Source organism: Cupriavidus sp. HMR-1, from assembly GCF_000319775.1.
In the GTDB taxonomy this organism is placed as follows: Bacteria; Pseudomonadota; Gammaproteobacteria; order Burkholderiales; family Burkholderiaceae; genus Cupriavidus; species Cupriavidus metallidurans.
In genome coordinates this window covers 84,789-109,375 of the sequence record NZ_ANKP01000021.1, presented here as the reverse complement: position 1 = coordinate 109,375, position 24,587 = coordinate 84,789, and the positions used below count along the sequence as shown (strand labels likewise).

25 protein-coding genes are annotated in these 24,587 nt (G+C 63.0%); 12 read left to right on the top strand and 13 right to left on the bottom strand.

Annotated elements, in window-relative coordinates:
* Positions 1–2: 2 nt before the first annotated feature.
* Genes D769_RS01215 through D769_RS01190 form a run of 6 tightly spaced genes read right to left on the bottom strand, consistent with a single transcriptional unit; the run spans position 3 to position 7,141 of the window.
* Positions 3–311, bottom strand: coding sequence for a putative quinol monooxygenase (locus D769_RS01215; protein ID WP_008641285.1), 309 nt, complete (start codon positions 309–311; stop codon positions 3–5).
* Between the two features lie 4 nt (positions 312–315).
* A complete protein-coding gene (locus D769_RS01210) occupies positions 316–906 on the bottom strand; it encodes a glycerol-3-phosphate responsive antiterminator (RefSeq protein WP_008641260.1) in 591 nt (196 codons plus the stop codon).
* 3 nt (positions 907–909) lie between these two features.
* Positions 910–2,463 carry an FAD-binding oxidoreductase gene (locus D769_RS01205; protein WP_008641257.1) on the bottom strand — a complete coding sequence of 518 codons (1,554 nt, stop codon included), beginning with the start codon at positions 2,461–2,463 and terminating at the stop codon, positions 910–912.
* Positions 2,460–4,139: a glycerol-3-phosphate dehydrogenase/oxidase gene (locus tag D769_RS01200; protein WP_008641256.1), complete on the bottom strand. Its 1,680-nt coding sequence runs from the start codon at positions 4,137–4,139 to the stop codon at positions 2,460–2,462. The genes D769_RS01205 and D769_RS01200 overlap by 4 nt, the downstream gene beginning before the upstream one ends.
* Positions 4,140–4,161: 22 nt before the next feature.
* The gene (locus D769_RS01195) at positions 4,162–5,682 is read right to left on the bottom strand and encodes an FGGY family carbohydrate kinase (protein WP_008641249.1); all 1,521 of its coding nucleotides are present in this window, start codon (positions 5,680–5,682) and stop codon (positions 4,162–4,164) included.
* Positions 5,683–5,686: 4 nt separating this feature from the next.
* Entirely contained in the window at positions 5,687–7,141 is a 1,455-nt protein-coding gene (locus D769_RS01190; RefSeq protein WP_008641247.1) for an MFS transporter, read from the bottom strand.
* Between the two features lie 375 nt (positions 7,142–7,516).
* Between D769_RS01190 and D769_RS01185 the strand changes: the two genes are divergently transcribed.
* Positions 7,517–9,010, top strand: a complete 1,494-nt coding sequence (locus tag D769_RS01185; protein WP_008641246.1) for a DUF1214 domain-containing protein — start codon at positions 7,517–7,519, stop codon at positions 9,008–9,010.
* Between the two features lie 90 nt (positions 9,011–9,100).
* Here D769_RS01185 and D769_RS01180 read toward each other — a convergent pair whose 3' ends face one another.
* The 6 genes from D769_RS01180 to D769_RS01155 form a co-directional block, all read right to left on the bottom strand.
* Positions 9,101–10,531 carry a DUF1254 domain-containing protein gene (locus D769_RS01180; RefSeq protein ID WP_008641245.1) on the bottom strand — a complete coding sequence of 477 codons (1,431 nt, stop codon included), beginning with the start codon at positions 10,529–10,531 and terminating at the stop codon, positions 9,101–9,103.
* 315 nt (positions 10,532–10,846) lie between these two features.
* Positions 10,847–12,010 (bottom strand): porin, encoded by a 1,164-nt coding sequence (locus D769_RS01175; RefSeq protein WP_035880842.1) that lies wholly within the window; start codon positions 12,008–12,010, stop codon positions 10,847–10,849.
* Between the two features lie 127 nt (positions 12,011–12,137).
* Complete coding sequence (locus D769_RS01170; protein ID WP_008641243.1) at positions 12,138–13,445, bottom strand: MFS transporter; 1,308 nt, start codon at positions 13,443–13,445, stop codon at positions 12,138–12,140.
* A 119-nt stretch (positions 13,446–13,564) separates the two neighbouring features.
* Complete coding sequence (locus tag D769_RS01165; RefSeq protein ID WP_040010817.1) at positions 13,565–15,196, bottom strand: GMC family oxidoreductase N-terminal domain-containing protein; 1,632 nt, start codon at positions 15,194–15,196, stop codon at positions 13,565–13,567.
* A gap of 11 nt (positions 15,197–15,207) precedes the next feature.
* On the bottom strand, positions 15,208–15,801 hold the full coding sequence (locus tag D769_RS01160) for a thiamine pyrophosphate-dependent enzyme (RefSeq protein ID WP_008641241.1): 594 nt from the start codon (positions 15,799–15,801) through the stop codon (positions 15,208–15,210).
* Between the two features lie 10 nt (positions 15,802–15,811).
* Positions 15,812–16,339, bottom strand: a complete 528-nt coding sequence (locus D769_RS01155) for a thiamine pyrophosphate-binding protein (RefSeq protein WP_008641240.1) — start codon at positions 16,337–16,339, stop codon at positions 15,812–15,814.
* A 71-nt stretch (positions 16,340–16,410) separates the two neighbouring features.
* Here D769_RS01155 and D769_RS01150 point away from each other — a divergent pair, with 71 nt between their 5' ends.
* Positions 16,411–17,127 carry a Crp/Fnr family transcriptional regulator gene (locus D769_RS01150; RefSeq protein ID WP_008641239.1) on the top strand — a complete coding sequence of 239 codons (717 nt, stop codon included), beginning with the start codon at positions 16,411–16,413 and terminating at the stop codon, positions 17,125–17,127.
* A 303-nt stretch (positions 17,128–17,430) separates the two neighbouring features.
* Here D769_RS01150 and D769_RS01145 read toward each other — a convergent pair whose 3' ends face one another.
* Positions 17,431–17,721 (bottom strand): hypothetical protein, encoded by a 291-nt coding sequence (locus D769_RS01145; RefSeq protein WP_008641238.1) that lies wholly within the window; start codon positions 17,719–17,721, stop codon positions 17,431–17,433.
* 373 nt (positions 17,722–18,094) lie between these two features.
* Here D769_RS01145 and D769_RS01140 point away from each other — a divergent pair, with 373 nt between their 5' ends.
* The 10 genes from D769_RS01140 to D769_RS01095 all read left to right on the top strand — a co-directional run bounded on the left by D769_RS01140 (position 18,095) and on the right by D769_RS01095 (position 24,585).
* Entirely contained in the window at positions 18,095–18,562 is a 468-nt protein-coding gene (locus tag D769_RS01140; RefSeq protein ID WP_008641237.1) for an ester cyclase, read from the top strand.
* A 285-nt stretch (positions 18,563–18,847) separates the two neighbouring features.
* Positions 18,848–19,102, top strand: a complete 255-nt coding sequence (locus D769_RS01135; RefSeq protein WP_008641236.1) for a hypothetical protein — start codon at positions 18,848–18,850, stop codon at positions 19,100–19,102.
* The gene (locus D769_RS01130) at positions 19,099–19,791 is read left to right on the top strand and encodes a 2OG-Fe(II) oxygenase (protein WP_008641235.1); all 693 of its coding nucleotides are present in this window, start codon (positions 19,099–19,101) and stop codon (positions 19,789–19,791) included. The genes D769_RS01135 and D769_RS01130 overlap by 4 nt, the downstream gene beginning before the upstream one ends.
* A 167-nt stretch (positions 19,792–19,958) precedes the next feature.
* The gene (locus tag D769_RS01125) at positions 19,959–20,150 is read left to right on the top strand and encodes a hypothetical protein (protein ID WP_008641234.1); all 192 of its coding nucleotides are present in this window, start codon (positions 19,959–19,961) and stop codon (positions 20,148–20,150) included.
* 42 nt (positions 20,151–20,192) lie between these two features.
* On the top strand, positions 20,193–20,750 hold the full coding sequence (locus D769_RS01120) for a methylated-DNA--[protein]-cysteine S-methyltransferase (protein ID WP_008641229.1): 558 nt from the start codon (positions 20,193–20,195) through the stop codon (positions 20,748–20,750).
* 2 nt (positions 20,751–20,752) lie between these two features.
* A complete protein-coding gene (locus D769_RS01115; RefSeq protein WP_040010811.1) occupies positions 20,753–21,406 on the top strand; it encodes a DNA-3-methyladenine glycosylase in 654 nt (217 codons plus the stop codon).
* An 83-nt stretch (positions 21,407–21,489) separates the two neighbouring features.
* The gene (gene ada, locus D769_RS01110; RefSeq protein ID WP_008641227.1) at positions 21,490–22,554 is read left to right on the top strand and encodes a bifunctional DNA-binding transcriptional regulator/O6-methylguanine-DNA methyltransferase Ada; all 1,065 of its coding nucleotides are present in this window, start codon (positions 21,490–21,492) and stop codon (positions 22,552–22,554) included.
* Between the two features lie 14 nt (positions 22,555–22,568).
* Entirely contained in the window at positions 22,569–23,273 is a 705-nt protein-coding gene (locus tag D769_RS01105; RefSeq protein WP_008641226.1) for a 2OG-Fe(II) oxygenase, read from the top strand.
* Positions 23,274–23,292: 19 nt separating this feature from the next.
* Positions 23,293–23,601, top strand: coding sequence for an Ada metal-binding domain-containing protein (locus tag D769_RS01100; protein WP_008641225.1), 309 nt, complete (start codon positions 23,293–23,295; stop codon positions 23,599–23,601).
* Between the two features lie 645 nt (positions 23,602–24,246).
* Complete coding sequence (locus tag D769_RS01095) at positions 24,247–24,585, top strand: hypothetical protein (protein ID WP_008641224.1); 339 nt, start codon at positions 24,247–24,249, stop codon at positions 24,583–24,585.
* The last annotated feature ends 2 nt before the right edge of the window (positions 24,586–24,587 follow it).

Here is a 24,587-nt window from a genome sequence, read left to right as displayed (position 1 = left end):
AACTACGCCGCCTGTGCCTCCACCCAGTGGCTTTCCACCATACGCCGATCCAGCAGGGGGATGATGGTCCCAAAGCCCAGGTGCTGAAAGTGCGCCGACTCGCGATGAGCTGTCAGTCCGTCGGCATCGCGATACTTCTCCAGGATCACGAAGTGGTTGGGATCGGCTGGCGAGCGGAAGTACTCGTAGTAGAGATTCGCGGACTCGGTGCGCGTGGCCTCGGCCAGCTCGGCCAGCAGCCGCGACACCTGATCGCCGTTGCCCGGCTTCGCGTGGTAGTGCGCGATGACCTGCAGATAGGAGGTGGACAAGGGGTTATTTCCTGATTGTCTTGGCTTGCGGATCAAAGGCCCACAAGCGCTGGTCGCTGGTCGATACCGCAAGCGCATCATGGGCGATGGCACTGCGGATATCGTCCTGGGTGCTGACAAAGCCGGACGCCACAATGGGCGGCAGCCCTTTTCGAACGGACCCGGACAGGTGCTGCAGCATTGGCGCCGGCATCAACTGAACCAGGTTCGCATCGCTCTGTTCCAGCGCCTTGACGCTGCGTGGCCACGTGGACCGGTCGGTCACGAAGACCTTCTGCATGGTCATCATCCCGGCGCGATTGGCACGCTGGATGGTAGCCACGCGCGTCGACACGAGACTGGTGACGCCGATGTCGGCCAGGTACTCGACGCCGCCCTTGTCCTGCGACAACCCTTCGCAACTATCAATATTGACGATCACGTACTTGCCGGCCTTCGTCAGCGTGGCAATCACGGGTTGCAGCCGCCGCAGTTCCACGTTGGCGACAATCGAGACTTCCGCCTCGCTGTCGATAAAGGCATCGATCTGGTCCGCGCCGTATAGCGTGGCGATTACAGGGTGTCGTGTCAGGCGGGCGCCGAGAGACCTGTCCATGGCTTACTTCTTCACTTCGTGGGTCAGCACGTCCGAAAGGCCGAGCTTGCCCGGATTGAGGATATTTTGCGGATCAAGTGCCCGCTTCACTGCCACCAGCACCGGGAACGCCGTGTCGAGCGACGGCGCCATGTAGGGCGCGCGCAGCAGACCGATGCCGTGATGGTGGCTCAGCGCGGCATTGTATTGGATGAGCACCGCGTTCGCCGCATCCCATGCCGCGCGATACCACTTCTGGCGATCCTCCACGGCCACGTCACCGCGCAACGAAAAATACAGGCACGCACCATCCACATAGGCATGCGACTGGTGCGCGGAACCCGCCAGCGTGCCGGGCACCGCGTTGATCGCCGCCACCACGTCGGTGTAGATCGCGGCCAGATCGCTCCAAGGGCCAGCCATCTCTAGCGTGTCGGCCACGAAGCCGGGGCTGCGCTTGAAGCCTTCGGCACTCTTGCCAGTCAGGTAACGCGTGTCGAGCCAGCGCTCGAAGATCGCGTCACCATCGAGCCTGTCACCAAGTTCGGCGCAGACACGCTCGCTGATTGCCATCACGGCGTCGACCATTTCCTTTGCGCCTTCATCGGCCACCAGCAGCACGTTGGTGTCGGGCAGGCCGAACTGCACGCCGCTTTCGAGTTCGTCGTAGAGACGCAGCGCGGCGGGATTCGCGCCACGTTGCATGATCTCGCGGCACGCATCGAGGCCGATCGCGAAGGTCTTGAAGCCGTAGGCAATGGCGCGGCCATAGTCGGGCAGACGATGCAGCTTCAGGCGCACGCGCACGATGACCCCGAGCGTGCCTTCCGATCCAATGAACATCTGCATCAGGTCCGGGCCCAGCGCAGCGCGGGGATAGCCTCCCACGGTCACCAGGCTGCCGTCGGCCAGCACCACGTCCATGCCGACCACCATGTCCTCGATCTTGCCGTAGCGCGTGGAAAGCTGGCCTGCGCCGCGGCATGCCACCCAGCCGCCGACCGTGCTGATCGCATACGACGACGGCCAGTGGCCCATCGTCATGCCGTACTCCTGCTGAATCGTCTGCTCGAAGATATCGCCGAACATGCCTGACTCCACTTCGACGATCTGGCTCTCGCGGTCGAAGCCCAGCAGCCTGTTCACATCACACACATCAAGCACGATGCCGCCGCGCACGGGCAGCGCCGCGCCAGTCACGTTGCTGCGGCCAGCCGATACGGTCACGGGAATGGCTTTGGCGTGCGCAATGCGCATCACCGCCTGAATCTGTTCGATCGTGGAGACACGCACGATCACGCCACGCGGTGTGGCAGGCTTGCCGCCCGTCTCGGTCATCATCGAGCCAGCCCACCAGTCGCGCGTCCACTCAACCACGTCACTGGTGGCGGTCAGAACGTGATCGGCGGCCTTGCGCAACGCGTCGAGCGCGTCGTTGTCGACCGCGACGGCATCCCGCTGCAGGCCCGGCGCGTCCGGCGTCGCCGTGATGCTCCCGGCAAAGTGAGGTGGCGTGTGCTTGCCGACGACGTAGTTGCCACGGTTGTAGCCGCGCTTGATGGCTTCCTTGCTGATCATGTTGCTTCTCCCATTAGGACGGATTTTTCGAGGGCGACAGCGGCCAGGTAGTCACTGACCTGCTGCGCGACGGCCTGCCCGGAGAGTCCGAGCTCGGCCTGGAGGATCTGGGCCACGCGTGGCGCGGCCTGCGCCGATGCGTCACGGGCCATCAGCCGCGCGCGAATGCGGCGCGACAGCACGTCGTCAACGGTGCCGGCCAGTTCGTGACGCACGGCATAGACGATTTCGGCTTCGGAATGCGGTAACCCTTCGACAATGGGCCGCGCGAGCGACGGGTCGGCCTGGAGGATGTCACTGACGAAGCGCGCCTCGGTGCCATAGCGCTCGCCCAAGTGCGCGGACATGCCACCCGACGCAACGATGGCTTGCGGATCGTATCCGGCAGCGCCAAGCAGAAAGGCCGACTTCGTGCGGCATTTCGCACGCTTGCCAAGAACCTTCTGCGCCGCGTCGACGGTCTGCTCCGCCATATGGCGCGAAGTGGTGAGCTTGCCGCCGACGATCGTCACCAGCCCGTCGCCAGCAACATGGATGTGATGGTCGCGTCGGACTTCCAGCGTCTTGCCGCCGGGTGGCGCCACCAGTGGACGACAGCCGGCGATGCTGCCGACCACGTCTTCTGGCGCGATATCGGTCTTCAACGCCGAACGCGCGCCCTCCAGCAGGAAATCAAGCTCCTGCCGCGTGCACATGACATTGTCGAGATCGCCTTCGTAGTCTTCGTCCGTGGTGCCCAGGTACGAGACGTTGCCCCAGCGCGTGATCGTGGCGCGACGACTGCGGCCCGGCACGGGGATCGTCACCGTGCAGTCATTGCGGATCTTGAGCCACGGAATGGCGACGTGAACACCCTTGGCGGGCCGGATATTCAGGGTCTTCTGTTCGCCCTTTCTGCCGCCGGTCCAGTCGCGCAGCCACACGCCGGTGGCCATGATGACCACGCCGGCACGCACGCGGATCTCGCGGCCATCGGCTTGAATGATCGCGCCGTCCACCTTGCCGCTGGCATGACGCGTGATTTCCGTGACCAATGCGTGGTTGGTCACCACCGCACCGTGAAACGCGGCGGTGCGCGCGATATTCAGCGTCAGCCGCGCATCATCGACGCGCGCATCGAAGTACAGGAAGCCGCCTTTCAGATGTTCATCGTTGAACGTCGGGCAATGCGACAGCACTTCCGCCTTCGTCAGCTTCTGGTGCAGGATGCCTTCGCGCCAGCCGCCGGCCAGATCGTAGGTCCACAGCAGACCTTCGAAGGCCTTGGCCAGGCGCTTGTCGAACACACCGTCACGTTCCATCACCGGAAACAGGAACGGCAGGCGCTGCACCAGATGCCGTGCATTGCGGCGCAACCGCTGACGCTCGAGCAGCGAATGGCGGACAAGACCGAGGTTGCCTTGCTCGATATAGCGCAGGCCACCGTGCACCATCTTCGATGATTTGGAGGACGTACCCGATGCGAAGTCGCTCTTTTCGACCAGGGCCACGCGATACCCACGCAGGCTGGCGTCCAGCGCCGCGTAAGCGCCGGTGACGCCGCCACCGACGATGAGGATATCGAACGCTTCCGATTCCAGCCGGTCGAGCTGTTCACTGCGCACCAGCCGAAGCGGCTCGACGCGGGTCATGGCGGCGCGCTCGCGGTTTGCGCTGCGGGATGGAAAACCCATCATGTTGCTTGCTTCTCCTGATCGGTCAGTGCGCGGCAAATGCCTGCACGTGGGAAAGCTCGGAAGCGACGCGCGCGTGCCAGAGCGCACGCCGTTCCTCCCGTTCGTCGTCGCCGATGCGCGGCATGAACACCGCATCCGGCAAGGTGGTGGTGCGGGCTTGCTGCAGCGAATCCCACATCAGCCCCGATGCGCCAGCCAAGTACGCGATGCCACGCAGGCTGGCCCGGTCGGTCTCCTGCATCCGATGAATCGGCAGGCCCGTAAGGTCAGCCTGCATCTGCAGCAACGCATCGCTGCCTGACAATCCCCCGCCGACGACGAGATCACGCACGGGCACGCCGGCAATATCGCGGTTGGCATCGATGCAGGACGCCACGGAATGCGCGATGCCTTCCAGGATTGCGTAGGCGATCTCCGCCTGCGTGGTGGCCATCGACACCCCGTTCAACGCAGCGCGCGCCTCGGGCCGCATCTGCGGTACACGCAAGCCCGTCAGCGCGGGAATGAACGTCACGCCGCGCGATGACGGCACCGAGGCAGCCAATGCGCTGATCTGCTTCGCGCTTTCAAACCAGTGCAACTTCTCGCAGACCCAGTTCAGCGCCGAGCCAGTGGTGGCCACGAACGTTTCCACCGAAAAGTGCGAAACCCCCTCGAAACGACGTGCTGTCATCGTCAGCGTGCTGTCCGACTGCCCGCTGCGCGCTGGCAGGTCGGGGCCGATGACCAGATCAACGAAGCTGCCGGTGCCGTGCAGACACATCGACTGGCCGGCGTCGAGACAACCGAGGCCGACAGCGCCTGCCAGTTGATCTCCGGCGCAGGCGAGGATCGGCACGTCGATGCCAAGTAGGTCGCGGCGCGTGCGACCGAAGTCGTCAGCATCCTGGCGCAACTCTGGCAGCAACTCCTGCGGGAACCCGAGCGCCTCGATCCACTCCGTCAGGTAGCGGTGTTCACCCAGAACATAGGCGCTGCACGATGTGGCATTCGTCGGCGTTGTCACACATGCCCGCTCGGTGGACAGGTGCCACAGCAGCCAGCTATCAACGGTGCCGAACGCAAGCCGGCGATCGCGCCACGCATCGGCGACGGCACGTGTCTCCCGCAGATGGCGCGCGGCCCACAGGTACGCCGAGCGCACGCCGGCCGGACGACCCACGGTGGTGCGCAAGCGCGGGTCCCACGTGGATGCCATCTGGTCGAGGTCCGCCGCGTACCGCGTGTCCTGCCAGACCATTGCGGGCACCAGCGCACGCCCCGTTACGGTGTCCCACAGCACGCCGGTGGAGCGCTGCGTGGCGATAGCCAGCGCGACGACGCACAGGTCGTTGCGCTCGGCTTCGGCCAGCGTGGCGCGGCAGACTTCCAGTGTCTTTTCCAACAGCACGTTGGCGTCCTGCTCCACCACGCCCGGACGCGGTGAATCCACCTCCAGCGTGGTGTACTGCTGACACGAGACGTGGCCGTCGCTGGCAACCACCGCGGCACGCGTACCAGACGTGCCCTCGTCGATCGCCAGGATGACGTTCCTGTTTTTCATGGTGTTACTTCTCTGTAGCGGGATGCATGAAGCCGGCGCCGTCACGCGCATCGCTGCGGAACTGCGGCGCATCGGCTTCGTTATCGGGATGAATGGCCGTGCGCGTGGGGTCCCAGCGAATGAGGAAGCAGATGATGCTGGCCACCAGCGGTACGACGGAGAGAATCAGGAAAGTGGTTTCGAGCCCATAGCGCGCGCGAAACAGCGGGAATACCAGCAGGCCCAGCGCGGCGCCGATGGCACCCAGCGCGCCGATAACGCCGTTGGCGCCCGCGCGCAGTTCGCTGCGGAACGACAGCGACGACAGGCTCTTGCCATTGGCGCCAGGGCCGCCCGAGTGGAACAGAATGAACAGCGACGGCACGATCACGGCCACCCATGTCGGCATCTTTCCGTTGAACAGGCCAAGAATCAGCAGCATCACGAACACCGCCGCGAAGCCGTACGCGGAAGCACGGCGCAGGCCGAGCTTGCGGCCGATCACCGGTGACAGGAAGCCACCGAAGATGCCACACACATTGAACACCAGCGCGCCGATCGTGGCATAGACAAAGTCCTTGCCGAACAGCGCCGCGCTGATCAGCGGCAGATACCAGCCAATGCCGAAGTACTGGATCGACTGGCCGATCTGCACGGTGGCCGCCAGGATCGTGCGGGGCAGATAGATGCCACGGAAGATCAGCAGCACGTTGGCAAGACCGCGGCGTGCCATGTTGGTCACCGGTACGCGTTCGGCCAGTGGCGCAGCTTCGAACGGACGACCGTAGATGCGTGTCATGGCCTGCGCGGCGGCTTCGAGGCGCTCTTTGCGCGCAAGCCACGTCGGGCTTTCCACCAGGAACAGTACTTGCAGGATCAGGATGCCGACGCCAAACACGGCCGTGGCCGCCACCGAGTAACGCCAGATCGCGTCACCAACTTGCCACGAGTAGAACAACAACGCGAGCAGCAGGTTCAGGCAGACAGCGGTGTACCACATGCCCTGCCAGGTATTGAGACGGCTCTTGAGCTTCACGGGCGTGAACTCCGCCAATACCGCCATGGCAATGGCGAAGTCGATACCGTACGCGGCGCCGACGAAGAAACGTCCCACGAGAATCGCGTTGAAATCGGGCGCGAATACCACCAGCAAGGCACCCGCGACGGCAAAGACCTTGGCCAGGATCAGCGGTTTGACGCGGCCCCAGCGGTCGGCCATCCAGCCACCCAACGGATTGAACGCAATGGCCACCCACGAGGCGAACGACGTCAGCAATGCCACCTGCGCTGGTTCCAGCTTCAGGTCGCGCGTCATGGGCCCAAGGCCCGCGCTCAGTGCGGAATTGGAGAATGCGTCGAGGAACAGTCCGCCCAGTGCCAGCCACCAGATGATGCCGGCGCGGCCGCGAATGCCTGGACAGGAATCTATGAAGGCGATGACATCATCGATGCCACGTATCTTGATGGCAGAGGTTTGCACGGCGGTCTCCTTGTCGTTGTTCTGTAAGAGGCCGCAGCAAACTGCACGCGCTAAGAGACCATCTTACAGATGGTCTCTTATCTGAATCTGCCACGCGAATGTATGCGCTCCGCCACGTGGTGTCAACCGGGAAAACCCGGTTGTGCCGGGACGGCTCGCGAGAGAAATGGATTACCGGGGGCGCAGGAGGATCTCCCTTGCGCCAGCCCCCACACGAAATCCTGCGACAAGTAATCTTTCAGATCGCGTGTAAAAAGATTGAATTCGCGGGCCGCGTATGGCGTTGCACCATAAGGCATCCCGTGGCGTCGACGGTCCCGTTACCAAATGCGCGTCGCCCACGACTTTCAGTTCCCCGCACGGAAAGAGCCAACCATGGATCGACGCGAATTTCTCATCTCCTCGGCAGCCGGAGCCCTGTCAGCCACCGCTGCCACAGCGGCCGAAGCGCAGCCTGCAGCCCCATCCCATGCACGTGGCGCGCGGGAGCCGCTGGGCGGTCAGCCACCTCAGGGGGCGACCCCCTCTGTCAAGGACTTCGACTACCAGATCAAATACCACCGCGCTTTTGAGGCTGTGCTTTGGAACATGCCCGCGATCGCAATCTATTCGTTCCGTCGGGCGGCATTCACGGATCTCGGCCTCAAAGACAATGACATCATTGCTTACTCAGCGGCGGCAACGCCGAAGCTGGAGGCATTGACCGCCAACAGCTCGACACCCTACATCGCCGCCTATACGGACCTGCGCAAGGGGCCCGCTGTACTGGAAGTGCCAGAGGCCAGTGCAGATGGCAGCCTGTACGGCCAGGTCGTCGACGCGTGGCAATTCACGATTGCGGATGTCGGACCGTCCGGGCTCGACAAGGGCAAGGGCGGCAAGTATCTCTTCACACCACCCGGCTACAAGGGTGCCATCCCGAAGGGCTACATCCACGTTGCCTCACCCAACTACCGAATTGCCCTGGCCTTCCGGTCCGTACGCGCTCCCGGGAAGTCAGTCGAAGATGCCTATCACTACGCGCAGAAGCTGCGCTTGTACTACTACTCCGAGGCCGCGAACCCTCCTCGGCAGCGCTTCGTCGATCCTGCTGACCAGCGCTATGCCACGCTCCCTTTCTACGATGAGCGGCATTTCGAGGACATGCACGAAATTATGAGCGTGGAGCCGGTGAAGGAGCAGGACAAGGTGATGATGGGCATGCTGACGTCCCTGGGCATTGAGAAAGGCAAGCCCTTCACGCCAGACGCTACTGCCAAGCGAGCGATGCGCCAGGCCGCTATCGACGCCTGGTTCTTCCTGCAGCATTGGTTCGACACCGAGATGGTAAAGCGTGTCTACTGGCCAGACCGTCACTATGTTTCTTTGCTACAGAGCGATGCCAACCGAAAGTTCACCTTCACCTATGATGACCGCATCGACCTGATCGAACGCGCCGCCGAGTACTTCTGGTGCACCTATATGCCAAAGGTGCTCACCGATGCACCGGCGACGCAGTATCTGATTGCGCTCTCGGACAAGGACGGCAAGATGCTCGAAGCGGGCAAGCTCTACAAGCTGAACGTCCCGCCAGACATGCCCGTCAAGCAGTTCTGGGCGCTGACCGTCTACGATCGCGCCACTTTCTCGTTCATCTACAGCGACACCAATCGTACAACGCTGTCTTCGTACGATCTCGACAAGATGAAGCGAAACTCCGATGGCGGCGTGACCCTCTACGTGGGACCGAAGCCGCCGGCAGGACTGGAATCGAACTGGATACCGACCGAGGGCAAACGGCCCATGCCCACGATGCGCTTCTATGGTGCGACGGAGGCCCTGAACAAGAAGACCTTCAAGCTGCCGGACTTTGAAGTCGTCAACAGCTAGGTGCCTCAGCCCGATGTCGCCGCACGAGGAACGGGCCGCAGTTGAACTGCGGCCCGTTCACATTCAATCAGCGGCCGGCATTGAACGCCGTTACTTCCCCACGCGATCCATCTGCGGCAATTTCCACGCGCCGGAAATGACCTCCTCCTTCGGTTGATAGATGCGCAGGATCGCGTAGAAGGGGCCGCTCGGCGACGGCAACCAGTTGGTGCCCTCCGCCGGCTTGCGCGGCGACACGGTAACCGAGAAGCTGCCGTCGCCGTTCTTGCGGATGCCCGGCGTATCACTGCCGAACTTGTAGCGGTTCAGCGGATTCTCGATCAGCATCTTGGTCTTGGCGTCGTAGATCGTCAGCGACCAGAAGGCGTTGTTGGGCGGCTCGCCCGAGAACTTGACAACATAGTCATTGGCGCCATCGAGCGGTTTGCTGTCGCTGTCCGTATAGCGGATCGGATAGACGGCCTCTTTCTCGCCCTGCCCTCCAAGGTACGGGCCAGCCACGACCGCCCGCAGTGGGTAGTCATACCCGAAGCTGTCCATCCCTCGCACATAGTTCCACCCCTGCCGGACTTGCGAAGCCTGGGACACCGCGGAGACCGGAATGAAGGGGCCATCATTGATGGCGCGAAGCAGGCCCTTGCGCTGATTCTCGGTGAGCTTGCCTGGATCGAATCCCTTGGCCGTCATGCCGATCCGCGAAAACTGCTCGGCAAGCGCCTTGTCTTCCGTGCGGACGGGGTTGTCCTTCAGGGCTGCGGCCAGCTGACGATAGAAACCAAGCGGATCGCTGCCAATGTCTGGCAGCGGTGCCAGCATTGCACTGGGGGCCTGCCAGTTTTTCTGACCCAGCGCCGATAGCGGCCGAAGATCAAAAGCATCCTGGAGCGCGTGGATCTTCTTCATGTCCTCGCCAGCCGATACGCGCATGCGGCCCCAGAGCCAGACCTTGTTCGTCGCCACGTCCAGCCGCTTGACGCCTGCCGGCAGCCTTCCCTTCCATCCGGGTGGCACCAGCGCGTATCGCGCAGCCTTCGTTCCGGTGGTGCGGCGGCCAATGTAGTGCTGCAGTTCCTGCCACATATTGAAGACATCCACGACGTAGTAGCGGTTGCCCACCTCCGGGACGGACAGGATGTAAGGCCCGCTGGACAGGTCGACCACCGCGCTCAGGTACGTGGTGTCATTGTTCGCCGTGGGCATGTCCAACGCGGACGGCGTCGCCAGTTCGCGCGCCCAGCCGATGCGGTTCAACGGGGCGCGATAGCTCGTAGCCGGCTTTGGATTGGGTACATCGGTATATTCACGCGCCACGCGTTCCATCCGGACGAGCGGATAGCCCCAGACGTAGGCCGACAGGCCAAGCTGGTAGGCGTCGTATTCCTCACCCTTTGCAACGTTCTCCGGCGTGCCTGCGGTTTCCAGCAGTGGGTCCGGCCAGTCCTTTGCGACGGCCGCCGGCGCGGATGCGCTCGCCACGACGCCTATCACAAGACTCGCCAGAATATTTCGCGCAACGGTCATCGCGTTCTCCATGATTTGGACTTTGCATGAGTGGGGCCAGGTGCGTATCCGCGTCCGCCCGATTCAAGAGGCGCCAATGGACTGGAGCCGGCGCGCGGTGCACTGACATGACGCCGGATATCGTGCAGCAATCCGTTCGGCCGGTGACTACCCGATCAAAGAATTCATATCGGTTCCTGAAACATCTAAAAAGACACAGGAACAGGCGCCGTCCTCACCATGAAAATGGACCACGAGGCCAACAGCCCCCGTGGTCCCGGAAACTCCCCGCCAGCGCCAGCAACGCCCTTGGGGAAGCGGAGAAATCGTTCCCCGTCAGAACTTGTGCCGCACGCCCATGGCCACGCCAAGCATCGAGTTCTGGCCGTTGGCCAACGCGTAGCTTGTCCCCAGCGACAGCGAGGTGGCGTAGACGTTGGCCACCGAATCGAGCGTCAGGCCGGCATTCTTCGCATAGGCCGCCGTCAGGTACACGTCGGTCCGCTTGGAGAATGCGTAGTCGGAAATCAGTGCGATCTGCCACGGATTGGCCAACTGGGTATTGCCGTACAGGTTCTTGAGGTTGTCGTAGTTGTATTCGACCGACAGTGAAATGGCCTGGGTGGCCTGATAGGTCGCGCCCGCCCAGTAGTAGTCGTCGCGCTGGATCAGGTTACCGGCCTGGCCCTTGTTCTGGCCCCAACGGTATCCGCCCATGATCTTGAGTGTCGGGCCGAATGCATAGCTGCCGGCGACCGACGCCTTCTTGACCGTACCGATACCCGAGGCGATCGTGGGATTGAACTGGTCATAGCCCGCCGTCACGGCGAACGGCCCCGTGCCATAGACCAGTGCCGCACCATACGCCGAGTCACGCCGGAACTGCCCAGGCACCTCACCATTGCCGCCGATAGGTGTGGCCACGCCCACCGTCGCCGGCAGGGCCAGGCCGGTGCCGAACGACCAGTGCGCCAGCGCGGTCACCGGGCCGAACTGGCCCGTGTACTTCACCGTGTTGTCCTCACGGAAATTGGCCCCCGCCATAAAGGCGACGGGCTCGTATTGCGTGGCATAGGCCATCGGCACGAAGTTGGCGAGCGCCTCGAACATGGAGGTGTACTGCCGGCCCAACGTCACCTGGCCATATGGCGACGCCAAGCCAACGAAAGCCTGCCGTCCGAACAGACGGCCACCCTGCTGCATCGTGCCCGTATCAAGGTTGAAGCCGCTCTCCAGCACAAACAAGGCGGACGTCCCACCGCCCAGCGCTTCCGTACCGCGTATCCCCCAGCGCGATCCGGCATAGCCGCCGGAGTCCATGCGAACCACGTCATGCGACGGCCCCGGATTGAAGCCATTGCCAGCCGTCGGCACGACGCCGACATGGTTGGCATACTCGACGTTCATATCCGCCACGCCATATAGCGTCACGCTCGACTGTGCGTGCGCGCCTCCCGTACCTGCCAGCATCGCTGCCAGCGCAATCATTGACTTCCTCACTCCTGTCTCCCCATTTTTGGGTTGTTGATCGCCGCCGCCCGTTACATCAGACGTGACGGCATTGACGGGCATCTGAATGCCCGGGTGCTACAACTCTTGCCTGACGAGTTGGTTTGATCGGTCCACGTCAGCCTGCGGCCGATCGTGCGCCACGCCCCGAGGTACGGGTTGCCGTTTCCCGTCCGCGCAGCACGCGTAGCGATTTCTCCGGGTTGATCGCCAGGGCGCCCAGGATGCCGCCCACCACCATCAGCGCGCCGCAGAAAGCAAAGCCGGCCTGATAGCCTGCGGCGCCAGCAATGCCCTCGATGAAGAACGCCGATACCAGCGGTGCCAGCACGCCCGCAACGGAAGCGATGGAGTTGTCGATGGCGAGGATGGCGCCACGCTGCGCCCCGGGCGTTACTTCCGCGAGCATGGCGGGGCCCAATGAATAGATCGTCGGGGAAACGCCGACGGCCACGCCGATCAGCGCCACGCGCCAGATCGGCGCAAGGTCCGTCGCCCACAGGGCGATAAACGCGCCCCCTGCCAGCAACAGCGTGGCGGCGGAGAAGAAGCCGCGGGCGGCGCGCGATGTCACACCGCGCTTGAGCATCCGCTGGGCGAGCCAGCAACAGCCGATGACTGTTGGCATGCTGATCGCGACGATCACCGCATACAGGCGCCCCGCCTGGATGCCCGAGTAGCCGAGCCCTCGCTCCAGATAGGCTGGCAGCCATGTCAGCGTCAACGCGAGACCCCAGTAGGCAACGAAATGCAGCAGGAAGCAGGCGATCACGGTGGGATCCGAGAGCAGCCGTGCATAGGGCAAACGGTCTTCAGCTCCCGCGGAAGTCCCGTTGGAGTGCCTTGTATCGATGCGTCCCTCGCGGCCAAGCGCCAGCCACAGCAATGCCCAGATCAGGCCGACAGCAGACAGCACGTAGAAATTCGCCCGCCAGCCCCAATGCAGCGTGATCTGCGGAATCGCAATACCGGCAATCAGCAGCCCAACACTGCCGCCTTGCGAGAAGAACGCCACCGGCACGTTGCGCCGATCGTCGGGAAACCATTTGTAGGCCGCATGCACGGCCACGGGGAACGCCGGACCTTCTGCAATGCCCAGCAGTACGCGCGACAGGATCAGCACGGCCAGGCTCGTCGACATCGCCAGCGGAATCTGGAACACCGACCATGCCAGCGCCATGACCAGCAGCATCGTCGTCGTGGCGACGCGATTGGCCATGAAGCCGCCCGCGATGCCTGCGACGGCAAACACCCAGAAGAAGCTGCTGGCCACAAGCCCGAATTGCGAAGGCGTCAGCTGCAGCGACTCCATCATGGGCACGGCCAGCAGACCGATAACGATCTTGTCCAGGAAGTTCACCACCATGAACAGGAACAGCAGGACCGCCGTTCGCCACGCTCGCGCGGGCTCGTAGATAGGGCTCATGTTGTCTCCGAGATATTAGGTTGGGATGCAGTGGCCGTCTTGACGCGGCCTGTTATCGCTGAATGCGCCCCGATCGCGTGGCACGGATGCCGGGATTGCTGCCGTTTTTTCGGTCCGGATTAGCTACGGGCGGCGTCAAGAATCATGTCGGCCGCCTTCTCGCCGATCATGATTGACGCCGCATTGGTGTTCGACGAACACATGGTCGGCATGATGGAAGAATCCACAACGCGCAAGCGAGCCACGCCGTGCACGCGGAGCTGACTGTCCACCACGGACATTGGATCGTTGCCCATCTTGCAGGTGCCGATCGGATGCCAGGACGTTTGCCCCGAAGCCTTGATGTAGTCCAGCAGACCCGTGTCATCGCGCACATCGGCCCCGGGCCGGGTCTCGCGCGCCACGTAGCCAGAAAGCCCCTGCTGCTGCGATACCTTGCGCGATAGCCGCAGCGCGTCCAGCATCGCCTGCCTGTCGCCTTCGGTATCGAGATAGCGCGGCTCGATCACGGGCGCCTCATGCGGATCGGTGCTTCGGATATGGAGATGACCGCGCGACTCTGGCCGCAACTGGAAGAAGCCCACCGCGAAACCGGGGAACGGATCGAGTCCGAAGCCCCTTCCGGCGTAGCGGTCGGCGCCGGTCAGGTGGTGAAGCTGGATCTTGACCGCCGGCCGGTCGGGCAAGCCCGGCGTGCGCGCCAGCGCGTGGACTGTCGCCGACGGCGTGGCCATGATGCCGCGCCGGGTCATCAGATAGCGCATGCCCATCCAGCCCTGCCGCAGCGGGCTTCGCACGATCTCGTTGAGCGTGATCGGCTTTGTGCATTCGAATGTGATGCGTGCCTGCAGGTGGTCGATCAGGTTCTCCCCAACACCGGGCAAATGATGGCGTACCGGGATGCCCAGCGCCTGCAGACGCGCCGCGTCACCGATGCCAGAGAGTTCAAGCAGTTGCGGCGACTTGATCGGGCCCGCACTGAGAATGACTTCACACGTCGCCATGGCGCGGCGCTGAATGCCACCTTGCTCGTACTCCACGCCGACGGCACGCTGTCCATCGAAGAGCACGCGCGTCCCGAGCGCCTCCGTCGCGAGCACAAGATTGGCCTGCGGCCTGCCGCGCAGGTAGCCGACGGCCGTGCTGCAACGCCGGCCGCCACCAGTCGACAGTTGCAGGTAGCTCACGCCCTCATAGACCCCACCGTTGTAGTCGCTGGCCGCCGGAATGCCAGCTTGCTGGCACGCCTGCACGAAGGCATCGCTGAGCGGGTTCGGATGGACCTTCGACACCGACGACACGCTGATCGGCCCGCTACGGCCGCGTGACTCGTCCTGGCCGCACGCTGTGTTCTCCAGGCGCTTGAAGTACGGCAGCAGCGACGCGTAATCCCAGCCCTGGTTGCCGAGCGCGGCCCAATGGTCGAACTCGGCGGGTTCACCGCGCACGAAAATCATGCCGTTCACCGAACTCGAGCCACCGGGCAGCCGGCCGCGCGGCCAGTAGATTTTCTGTCCGGCAAGCTGGGGCTGGGCCTCTGTCTGGAAAGGCCAGACGTAGTCAGGGTTGAGCAACAGCTTGGCAACACCGAGCGGCACCGTCACCCAGAAATCCTTGTCGCGCGGTGCACCGGCTTCGAGCAGCAGCACCTTGCCCCGGCCACGCTCGGCAAGGCGGGAGGCCAGCGTCGCGCCGGACGAGCCGGCACCGACCACGATGTAATCGTACGTATCTGCAACCTGGGAAGTCACGTCATCCCCCTTCAATGCGCGGCGTACCAGACGCCGAGTTGCTCCGCCTCGGCGCCCATGCGCTGGAACTGCCGATCCGGCAACTCCGGCTGCGGCTTCTCGGGGCCGAACTGCGGGGCCTCGGGCTCGGTCTTCAACACGACGAATACGGGCCCCTTGGCGTCGAGCAACGCGGGCATCGCCTGACCAAGCGCTTCCGCGTCGCCAAAACTGTGCGCACTCGCGTAGCCGGCGGCGAGCGCCATGGCGCGGAAATCCACGTCATGACCGCCCGGCACGGGAAGGTTGGAGGCACCGGCGAACTGGGCGCCGTTCTGCACCACAAAGTGGATCAGGTTGGTGGCTCCGGCATCGGCGACGGTGACCAGTCCGCCGAGTTGCATCAGCAGGCTGGCGTCGCCATCGACCACGATCACGCCGTGGCCTGGCCGCGCGAGCGCCAGCCCCAGACCGAGACTCGCGGCGCCGCCCATCAGCGGCACCGAACTCAGGCGGCGTTCGGTCACGCCGAGCATGTCGAAGGCGAACATCGCCCCCATCGTCGCCACGATCACGCGCTCGCCGCGCGCCTGTGCGATTGCCTTGCAGGCTTCCACGATTCGCATGTGCTCTCCTTCAATGCCACGCCACAGGGCGTCCGACGATCAGCGCCGCGGCGCCCCGACGGCTCTGCGCCGCGTCATAGGCGGCCGCCACGGCCTCCAGGTCGGAGGGCTGTTCGAGTTGCCAATACGGCACATCAATGGCGTCCAGCAGCGGTTCCAGCAGGTTGACGACGCGCCGGCGCGACTGCGTGCTCGGCTGGCCGAAGTTGTCTGTCTCCCGGCCGAACTGGCCAATCAGGAAGACGGTAGGAATGCGTGCATCGAGCGCCACGGCGCGGATGGTGTTGACGCATGCGTAGAGACCCTGGTTCTGGATCACCACAAGCGGCCGCTTTCCGGCAATCGTCAGGCCGGCCGCCACGCAGACGGCCTGGTCCTCGTTGCACGTACGGACCAGCTCCATCCCGCCTTCGCCGCGCTCCACGGCCTGATGCAGTGCAAGCTGGACGAAATCCGGCACTGTGACAAAATGGCTGACGCCCGCCCCCCGCAATGCGGCAAGATAGGCGGATGCGCCGATGCCAAGATCCTCGGCCATTGCTGTCTCCTGGATATTTATGAATGTGCCGGCGATTCTAGGAACGCGCCCCTCCGAAATCTGTAAAAAACATGACAGAATCCGTTCGGCCCTCGCACCGCGCCCTCGCCTCCGCCGTACTGAATCGCACAGGCTGGTTCAGCACCTGCAGGCCGGAAACACTAGAAACGCTGCTGGAGGAAGGACAGGTCCAAGTGCTGAAGCGCGGTGAGGTCCTGACCCGCCGGGGAGAGCCGGTGGGGCACCTCTGCCTGATCGTCGATGGCGTGCTGGAAGTCAGCGCCACCACACAGACCGGCAAGCGGCATGTGGCGCGCTATCTGGAGCCGGGCCAGTTGATGAACCTGATCCCGGTGCTGGATGAGCAAGGTGCCATCCATGACGCCGTGGCTCACGAAGAGACCGTTGTCCTGCTGCTCGGCAAGACGTTGGTCCAGCGCACCCTGGCCAGCGAGCCCGGGCTGGCGCTGGCGCTCATGCGACTGCTTTGCCTGCGCTCCCGCCTCACCTACCTGAATCTTGCCGAGAGTTCGCTAGCCACGCTGCGCGCGCGCTGTGCGCGTACGTTGCTCCATATGGTTGACCCGTACGGCATGCCACGGACAGACGGGGTGTCGATTTCCCTGAAGCTGTCCCAGGATGAATTTGCCGACATGGTGGGCCGCTCGCGGCCCATCGTGAACAAGGAACTCAAGCAACTCGAACGCGACGGCATCATCCGCATCACCTATTCGCATTTCCTGATTCTCGACTTGGCGGCGTTGAGCGCGATCGCTACAGAAATGTGAGAGCGGCTTCCAGCGATAGCGATGGATCGCGAGTGACTGAATTCAGCGGCGGAACCGCCATTCCGTGACCTGCTTGCGAACGGCGGCGACGGGTTGCGGAGCGCGGGCTCGACAGGCGCTTTCCGGCCAGCCCCTGTCGCTCAAGACAGCCCATTCCACGGACCGAAATCGGCTCTACTTCAGCCTTCCATCTGTCGCCATGCGTAGTCGAGCCGGGCCGGTGAATAAGAAAGAACTCGCTGGGAATGGCGAGCCTTGTCTGCGCTACCAGTGCTCGAATCCAGAAGCGATCTCACGTGACACTCAATGTGCGACGGTGGCTGCTGCATGACCATCCAGTCGCGAGCAATGTTCGATAGCTTCAATCGTCGCTCGCCGAAGGCGGTCGCCCGTCGAGATCTTCGACGCGGCGGGCGCTGCTGCCGCACTTGCCGCTCTGGCAATACGTGCCGATCTTGCCAGCAGCGCATCGGCGTCGAACCGGTGGTGCCTCCCGAACTGCGCATGCTTTTGCGTGAGGCGGGCTAACTGGTCACGCAGCCAAACGTCGCCGCGATCTGCGAATGCACCTGGCTGGATCAAACGAATGGACATGACGGACTCCCCTTGCGTCCAGCCAGGGCCGCTGCGCGCCTGACTCGTGGAAGCGAGACGTGGTATGTCCCGCCTGGAATGAAGAGTAGTGATCCGCCTTCGATGGCGCTCTCTGTTTCTTGCGCTAGAAAATGCTCAACGCCTTGCGGTGCCATTTTTAACTTCAGCAGGAACACCAAAGTCAGATCAAGGCGGTAGTCGCCACGCGCACTGCACTACAAAAAAGTCCTCGAGTTGCGCGGCGTGTGTCGTAGAACCCCTCCGAACTTCGTCGCAAGAACCGGAGTTTTGAATCGCGACACGTTGTCTACGCTTTCGCTCAGATCATCGAGCGGTTTCGTTGATCTTCCGAAACTATCTGAGAGGATTCCAAATGAGCAAAGAAGACGACAACAAGGCCGTCGTCGGCCGGTGGTTCACCGAATTCTGGGGGAAGAATCCCAATCTTGCGGTCATCGACGAAATCGCCGCGCCCGACATGCTGCTTCACTATTCGCTGCATGAGCCCCGTCGCGGCCGCGCGGACATCAGGGTGTTCATGACCGACTTCCGCAAGGCGTTCCCCGACCTCAACTTCTGGGGCACTGCCGACCTGATCGCGGAAGGCGACTACGTGATTGGCCAATGGGAAGGTGGTGGCACGCACACCGGCCCGGCGCACGATGACTTCCTGATCGGTGGCCTGCCTGCTGCAACTGGACGCAAGATGCACTTCACCGGCACCACGGTACTGAAGGTGATCGACGGCAAGATCGTGGAGGAGCGCGGACTGGACGATGGCGTTACCGCGCTGACGCAACTCGGTCTCATCAAGGCCACCACAAAGAACGGCGACGCTTGATGAGCACTCAATGAGGCATGTCGTTCCGCGCCTGTCTGGTGCGGAACGACACTCCCAATCGGCACAAGTAGGCCCGCAATGCTTGCGGGCCTACTTCATTTGCGAGCACGTATTCTATTTGCGCGATCTTCCGAATTACACCGCAGGAAACGGAGCGTAGTGAATCAAGTTCGGCAGTACATTTGGATTACCTTCGCTTTGTGAGGCGGGCGGCATTCCATCAACACCAGCCTCTCATGGCTGGCGCTCTTGTTTGCTTTACCCCTACTTCGATGGATCTGCACCATGACTAAGACTGCAAGCCCCGACCCTGTTGCGCAATCACTGCTGGCTTGGGTGACGGCGGTGAAGCAGGGCTTACCGCCGCAGGATGTCTCCACGTCGCGCCTTGATGGAATGCGACTTGAAGACTTCGTGTTGCGTCTTCTCGATTTGGACATCGAGCAGGCCGCGAGATTGGATGTCCTGGCGGATTCCGGCTCACCATTCGAGCGAAGCCCGATACGCTTCTACGAAACGTTGCAGCAGGCTATTCCATGACACCCGAGGCCTACGACTGGATAAGCATCGGGAGTTCGCTCGATGCTTATGGAAACGCCGTGCTGCCTGGCCTTCTTACGGTGGAGCAATGCGATGCACTCGCGGCACTCTACCCCACTGAGAAAGGCTACCGCACACGGATCGTCATGGCTCGTCATGGATTCGGGCGCGGCGAGTACAAGTACTTCGCTTATCCGTTACCGCCGCTGCTCGAACAGCTACGCCACGCGCTGTACCGCCGGCTAGCGCCGATTGCCAATCGCTGGAATCTGCAGTTGGGCATCGACGTGCAATACCCGGATGATCTGGCCGCCTTCCTGCAGCGGTGCCACCAGGCGGGCCAGACCCGGCCGACACCGCTGATCCTTCAGTACGGTGAGGGCGACTACAACTGTCTTCACCAGGACCTATACGGCGAGCACGTTTTCCCGCTGCAGGTGGCCATCCTGCTGTCGGAGCCCGGCAAGGATTTCGCTGGCGGCGAGTTCGTCATGACAGAGCGTTCCACAAAAGGCCAGCGCGCGGATGTGGTTTTGCTGCGTAAGGGTGACGCGGTGGCATTCACCGTGAATCAACGGCCTGCGATGGGACGGGGTGGCGCTCGCAAAGTCTCCATGCGGCATGGCGTCAGCCGCATTCTCAGGGGCAAGCGTCACACTGTGGGGCTGATCTTTCACGATGCGAGGTGAGCATGGAAACGCTCGAACTCTTTGAGGGAACAGCGGAGCACCACCGCCTCGGTCCTGCCGCAGTGGTGCTACGCGGCTTCGCGCTGCCTTATGTGCCAGATCTGACGACAGCGTTTCCTCCCGCCGTGGCTTCACTAGAGGGGTGGTAGCAGCAGCCGAGGTTTCCTATGAACATAAGTTCCGCAGAACTGCCGAGCCAGTTGGCTGACGCGCGCAGCCAAGTCGAAGCCTATTGTCAGTCGTTGGTTGATACCGGCGAAGCGCGATGGCGGATCAACAATGACGGTGATACCGAGCTGCATCTGGAAGGTGGCGAGGCTTACCTCTTTGGCAAGTTCGGCGTGACGCGGCTGAAGTGATCCACGAACGAGCCATTCGACTCATTCAACAAGGAGCGCATCATGAAGATGCTTCTCAGCCAACTGGATTCGCCGCTGGGCGTCATGCTGCTCGTGACCGATGCGCAGCAGGTCGTGCGTGCGCTCGACTTTGCCGACCACAAGGCACGGCTGCATCGCGGTCTGCGCGAGCACTATGGCGAGGTGGAACTGACTGAGATCCCTGCCCCGGCCGAGATTGCCGATGCACTCGCCCGCTACTTCCATGGCGAGCTGGAGGCGATGAAGGTGTTGCGGACTGCGACGTCTGGTTCGGAATTGCAGCGCCGGGTCTGGGCCGCGCTGCGCCGCATCCCTGTGGGCACGACCACGACCTACGGCAAGCTAGCCAAGGAACTGGGTTTCGACGACCCGCGCGCGGCCATCGAGATCGGCGCGGCCAATGGCGCCAATCCGATCGCCATCATCGTGCCGTGCCACCGCGTCATTGCGAGCAATGGCGACCTCAAGGGCTATGCCTGGGGCCTGCACCGCAAGCGCTGGCTGCTGGAGCATGAGAACGCGATGGTGGCAAAGAAGATGCAGCCCCAGGCGCAGACCGCCATGCTGCCGGGGTTTTGATCTTGAGCGAAATTCATGCGAAGACTATTGCCGCCGACCTGTCACCGCGTGCCTACCACCGGGCCGCCAAGTTCCTGTCCGAGTTGGACGACTGGGCTCTCCACATTGCCGCCATCGGACCATGTCGCCATGAGGCCAAGCCTGCACGCGAGCCCTATGAGGCGCTGGTGCGCGCAATTGCCTATCAGCAACTGCACGCCAAGGCCGGAGATGCCATCCTGGGGCGCCTGCTGGCGCTCTACCCAGGCGTGTCTTTCCCGGCGCCTGAGCAGTTGCTGGCCAGCGCCCCTGAATTGCAGCGCGCCTGCGGCTTCTCGGCAGAAAAGCTGGCCACCATTCGGCGGATTGCCCAGGCTACAGTCGATGGCGTTGTGCCGAACCTCGAAGAGGCCCGGCGTCTGCCTGATACTGTGCTGATCGAACGCCTGACGTCCCTGCGAGGCGTAGGGCGTTGGACGGTCGAAATGTTCCTGATCTATTCGCTGGAGCGCTCCGACGTCCTGCCAGTGGACGACTTCGGCGTGCGGGAGGGTTATGGACGCCTGAAGGGCCTGGAGAAGGCCCACACGCCGCGCCAGATGCGCGAGATCGGTGAGGCTTGGAGCCCTTTCCGGACGGTGGCCGCGTGGTATCTGTGGCACCTGCCCCGTCGATAGATATCGGCCGCAAGAATCGGAGTGCTTGCGACGGAAAGCCCGCGTACTCTGGCTGTGTGATTGATGATGACGAGACTTCTGCCATGAAGACGACCATTGCCTACGAAACGGAAGACGATCGCTGGACGGCCGTACAGGCGCGCGATGCTGGCGCCGACGGCCATTTCGTCTACGCCGTGCGCACCACGGGCGTGTACTGTCAGCCAAGTTCGTCGGCACGGCTGCCCAAGCGCGAGAACGTGGAATTCTTCGACTCGGCCGAAATCGCCGAGGCTGCGGGCTACCGCAGCAGCCGCCGTGCTCATGCTGACCAGACCAGTGCGGCAGCCGAGCGCGCTGCATTGGTGGCCCGTGCCTGCCGCATGATTGAAGCATCGGAGACGCCCCCTCAGCTTGATGATCTGGCGACTGCAATCGGCATGAGTCCGTTTCACTTCCATCGGCTCTTCAAGGCTGAAACTGGCTTGACGCCCAAGGCCTACAGCTCGGCCTATCGCGCCCGCAAGCTGCGCGAAGAACTGAGCAGCCCGGATGCGTCCATCACGAACGCTATCTACGACAGCGGGTTCAATTCAAACAGCCGGTTCTACGAAGCCTCCGACCAGTTGCTGGGCATGCGCGCGCGGGATTATCGCTCCGGTGGTGTCGGTGCCGTCATCCGTTTCGCCGTGGGCCAGTGTTCCCTGGGCGCCATTCTGGTTGCGCAGAGCCAGCGCGGCATCTGTGCAATCCTGCTGGGCGACGATCCCGACCGACTGGTGCGCGACCTCCAAGACCAATTCCGCAAGGCCGAGATCGTCGGCTGCGACGGTGAATTCGAGCAGTTGATTGCCCAGGTGGTGGGCTTTATCGAAGCGCCTGCGATGGGATTGCACCTGCCGTTGGACGTGCAGGGCACCGCCTTCCAGGAGCGCGTCTGGCGCGCGCTGCGCGAGATCCCGCCGGGTACGACCGTGAGCTATGCCGAGATCGCCGAGCGCATCGGCTCACCCAAGGCGGTACGCGCCGTGGCCCAGGCGTGTGCCACGAATCACATCGCCGTGGCTATTCCCTGCCACCGCGTCGTGCGGCGTGATGGCGATCTGGCCGGCTACCGCTGGGGCGTGGATCGCAAGCGCGAACTGCTGCGCCGCGAAACCCAGGTTTGATGGAAAGGTGTCCCATGACTGCGTTCGACGCAACCCTCGATCGCCTGAATTGGGTGGACATCGGCCTGCAACTCGATGCCGAAGGCTATGCCGTGCTGCCCGGCCTGTTAGACGCCAACGCGGCGTGCGATCTGGCGCTGCTGACCTCTGCGTCTGGTGCCGAACGTGTGGCGTTGGCATCCAGCGGCCTCGGGCGCGGTGAATTGCTGGTCTTCGGCTCGGACCTGCCGGCGCCTCTGGAGCAGTGGCGCACCGCCCTCTATCGTCGTCTGGTTATCGTTGCCAACCGTTGGAACGAGACCCTGGGCGTCGATCATCGCTATCCGGCCGAACTGGAAGACTTCTTGCGGCGCAATCGGAAGGCAGGCCAGACGCGGGGGCAATCCCACCTCAGTCGGCTCGGCGTCGACGATCATGTATCGCTGCATCAGCGCAATGAAGGCGAGCAGGTGTTTCCCATGCAGATCGTCGCGGTGCTGTCCGAGCCGGGCGTCGATTTCCAGGGGGGCGAGTTCGTGATGACTGAGCAGCGCCCACGCATGCAGTCGCGCCCGGCAGTGTTGCCGCTCAGGATCGGCGATGCGGCTGTCATCGCCACGGCGGAACGCCCCTTCAAGGGTACCAAGGGCTACTATCGCGTCAATCTCAAGCACGCCATCAGCCGCGTCCGCAAAGGCGAGCGCATTGGACTGGAACTGTCGTTCCACGATGCACCGTGATGCAGAAGGGACACCGCACATGCCGACACCGGACAAGACATTCATGCTGATGGGGCCAGATGGCAAGCCGTACTCCAGCGCCATGCCCGGCATCTTCGGAGGCCATCGAGGCCGCAAGTTATACGGGCGCATGGACTGCCGTGCCGCGCTGCAGGCGATTGCCCTTGGCGCGTATGTGAAGCACCGCGTTTTCTTTGCCGACGAGGCCACGGCCATCGCCGCCGGCTACAGACCGTGCGCCGTTTGCATGCCCCAGGAATACGCGGCCTGGAAGAAGAACCAGCCTACCAGGCCCTCGGGCAGCACCCGAAAGGAGGCACGCTCATGAGCGCGCTACTCCCCAGCTTTGCAAGTGCGGACAACCTCATGCCGCACGACCTACCCGAAGCCCGGATTGCCGCATCAGACTGTACTGAGACAACGAGAAGCGTGCTCCCTGGCACGCAAGGCACTTTGCATGCTCTCGCCCCATCGGCAGATGGAAAGAGCACCGTCGGACGTGTTGCTGCAGTGGCGTGCGCGTAAGGGCACCACGCCTTCGCTCCGTGGTCTCAAGACACTCGACGAGCACTATGTCACCCCGGCCTCCCTCGCCAAGAGCACAAGGCATCGACACGCCATTTTGATGAATCCGGCATTGCCTTCTCATCTCAATAGCGAGATGGCGCACGAAACTCGCGAAGGGCCAATCCCACAGGAGGGCGTTGTCACGTTGGCGCACTTGGGCCGTAATGAGGTGAGGAGTGAACCACCGCTTCATGCGGCAGACGGAACTTGGGTGACTTCGATAGGCCAACGTGACAGTGCCGAACGATGCGCTTCGCGCCTACGCCAAGTCGAAGCCGATGCTGCCTCGATAAAATTTTTCCGCACATGTGTCGCCACAGATAGTTGGCAACATCTGCGCCCTACAAATTCCTGACGCATCTTGTACCCTGAAAGGGCTGCACTCCTGCAGTCGGAGGTACATGTGATGAAGAACAATCGAATGCTAGCAGTGGCATGCGGCACATTCATTGTGGCGCTGAGTGCCGCGCATGCGCAGCCTACGCAAGCCCCGGATTCGGGGGCGAATCCGTCTTACTCAAATAGCCAAGGGAAGTTCGATCCGTATACCCAAGGCGCAAATGCTGATAGCACCAAGTCCAACCTCAGTCCTTCGGCCACGCCTAGCAGCCCGATGGATCCCTCGATGCCAATGCAAGGCACGAGCCAGGTGAACCCATATCCCCAGGGCGTACAACAGGATCCGCAGTTCAACCCGGGCGGCCATGTGTACGACGTTCGTAATCCGTACTTCATGGGCGGCTAGAC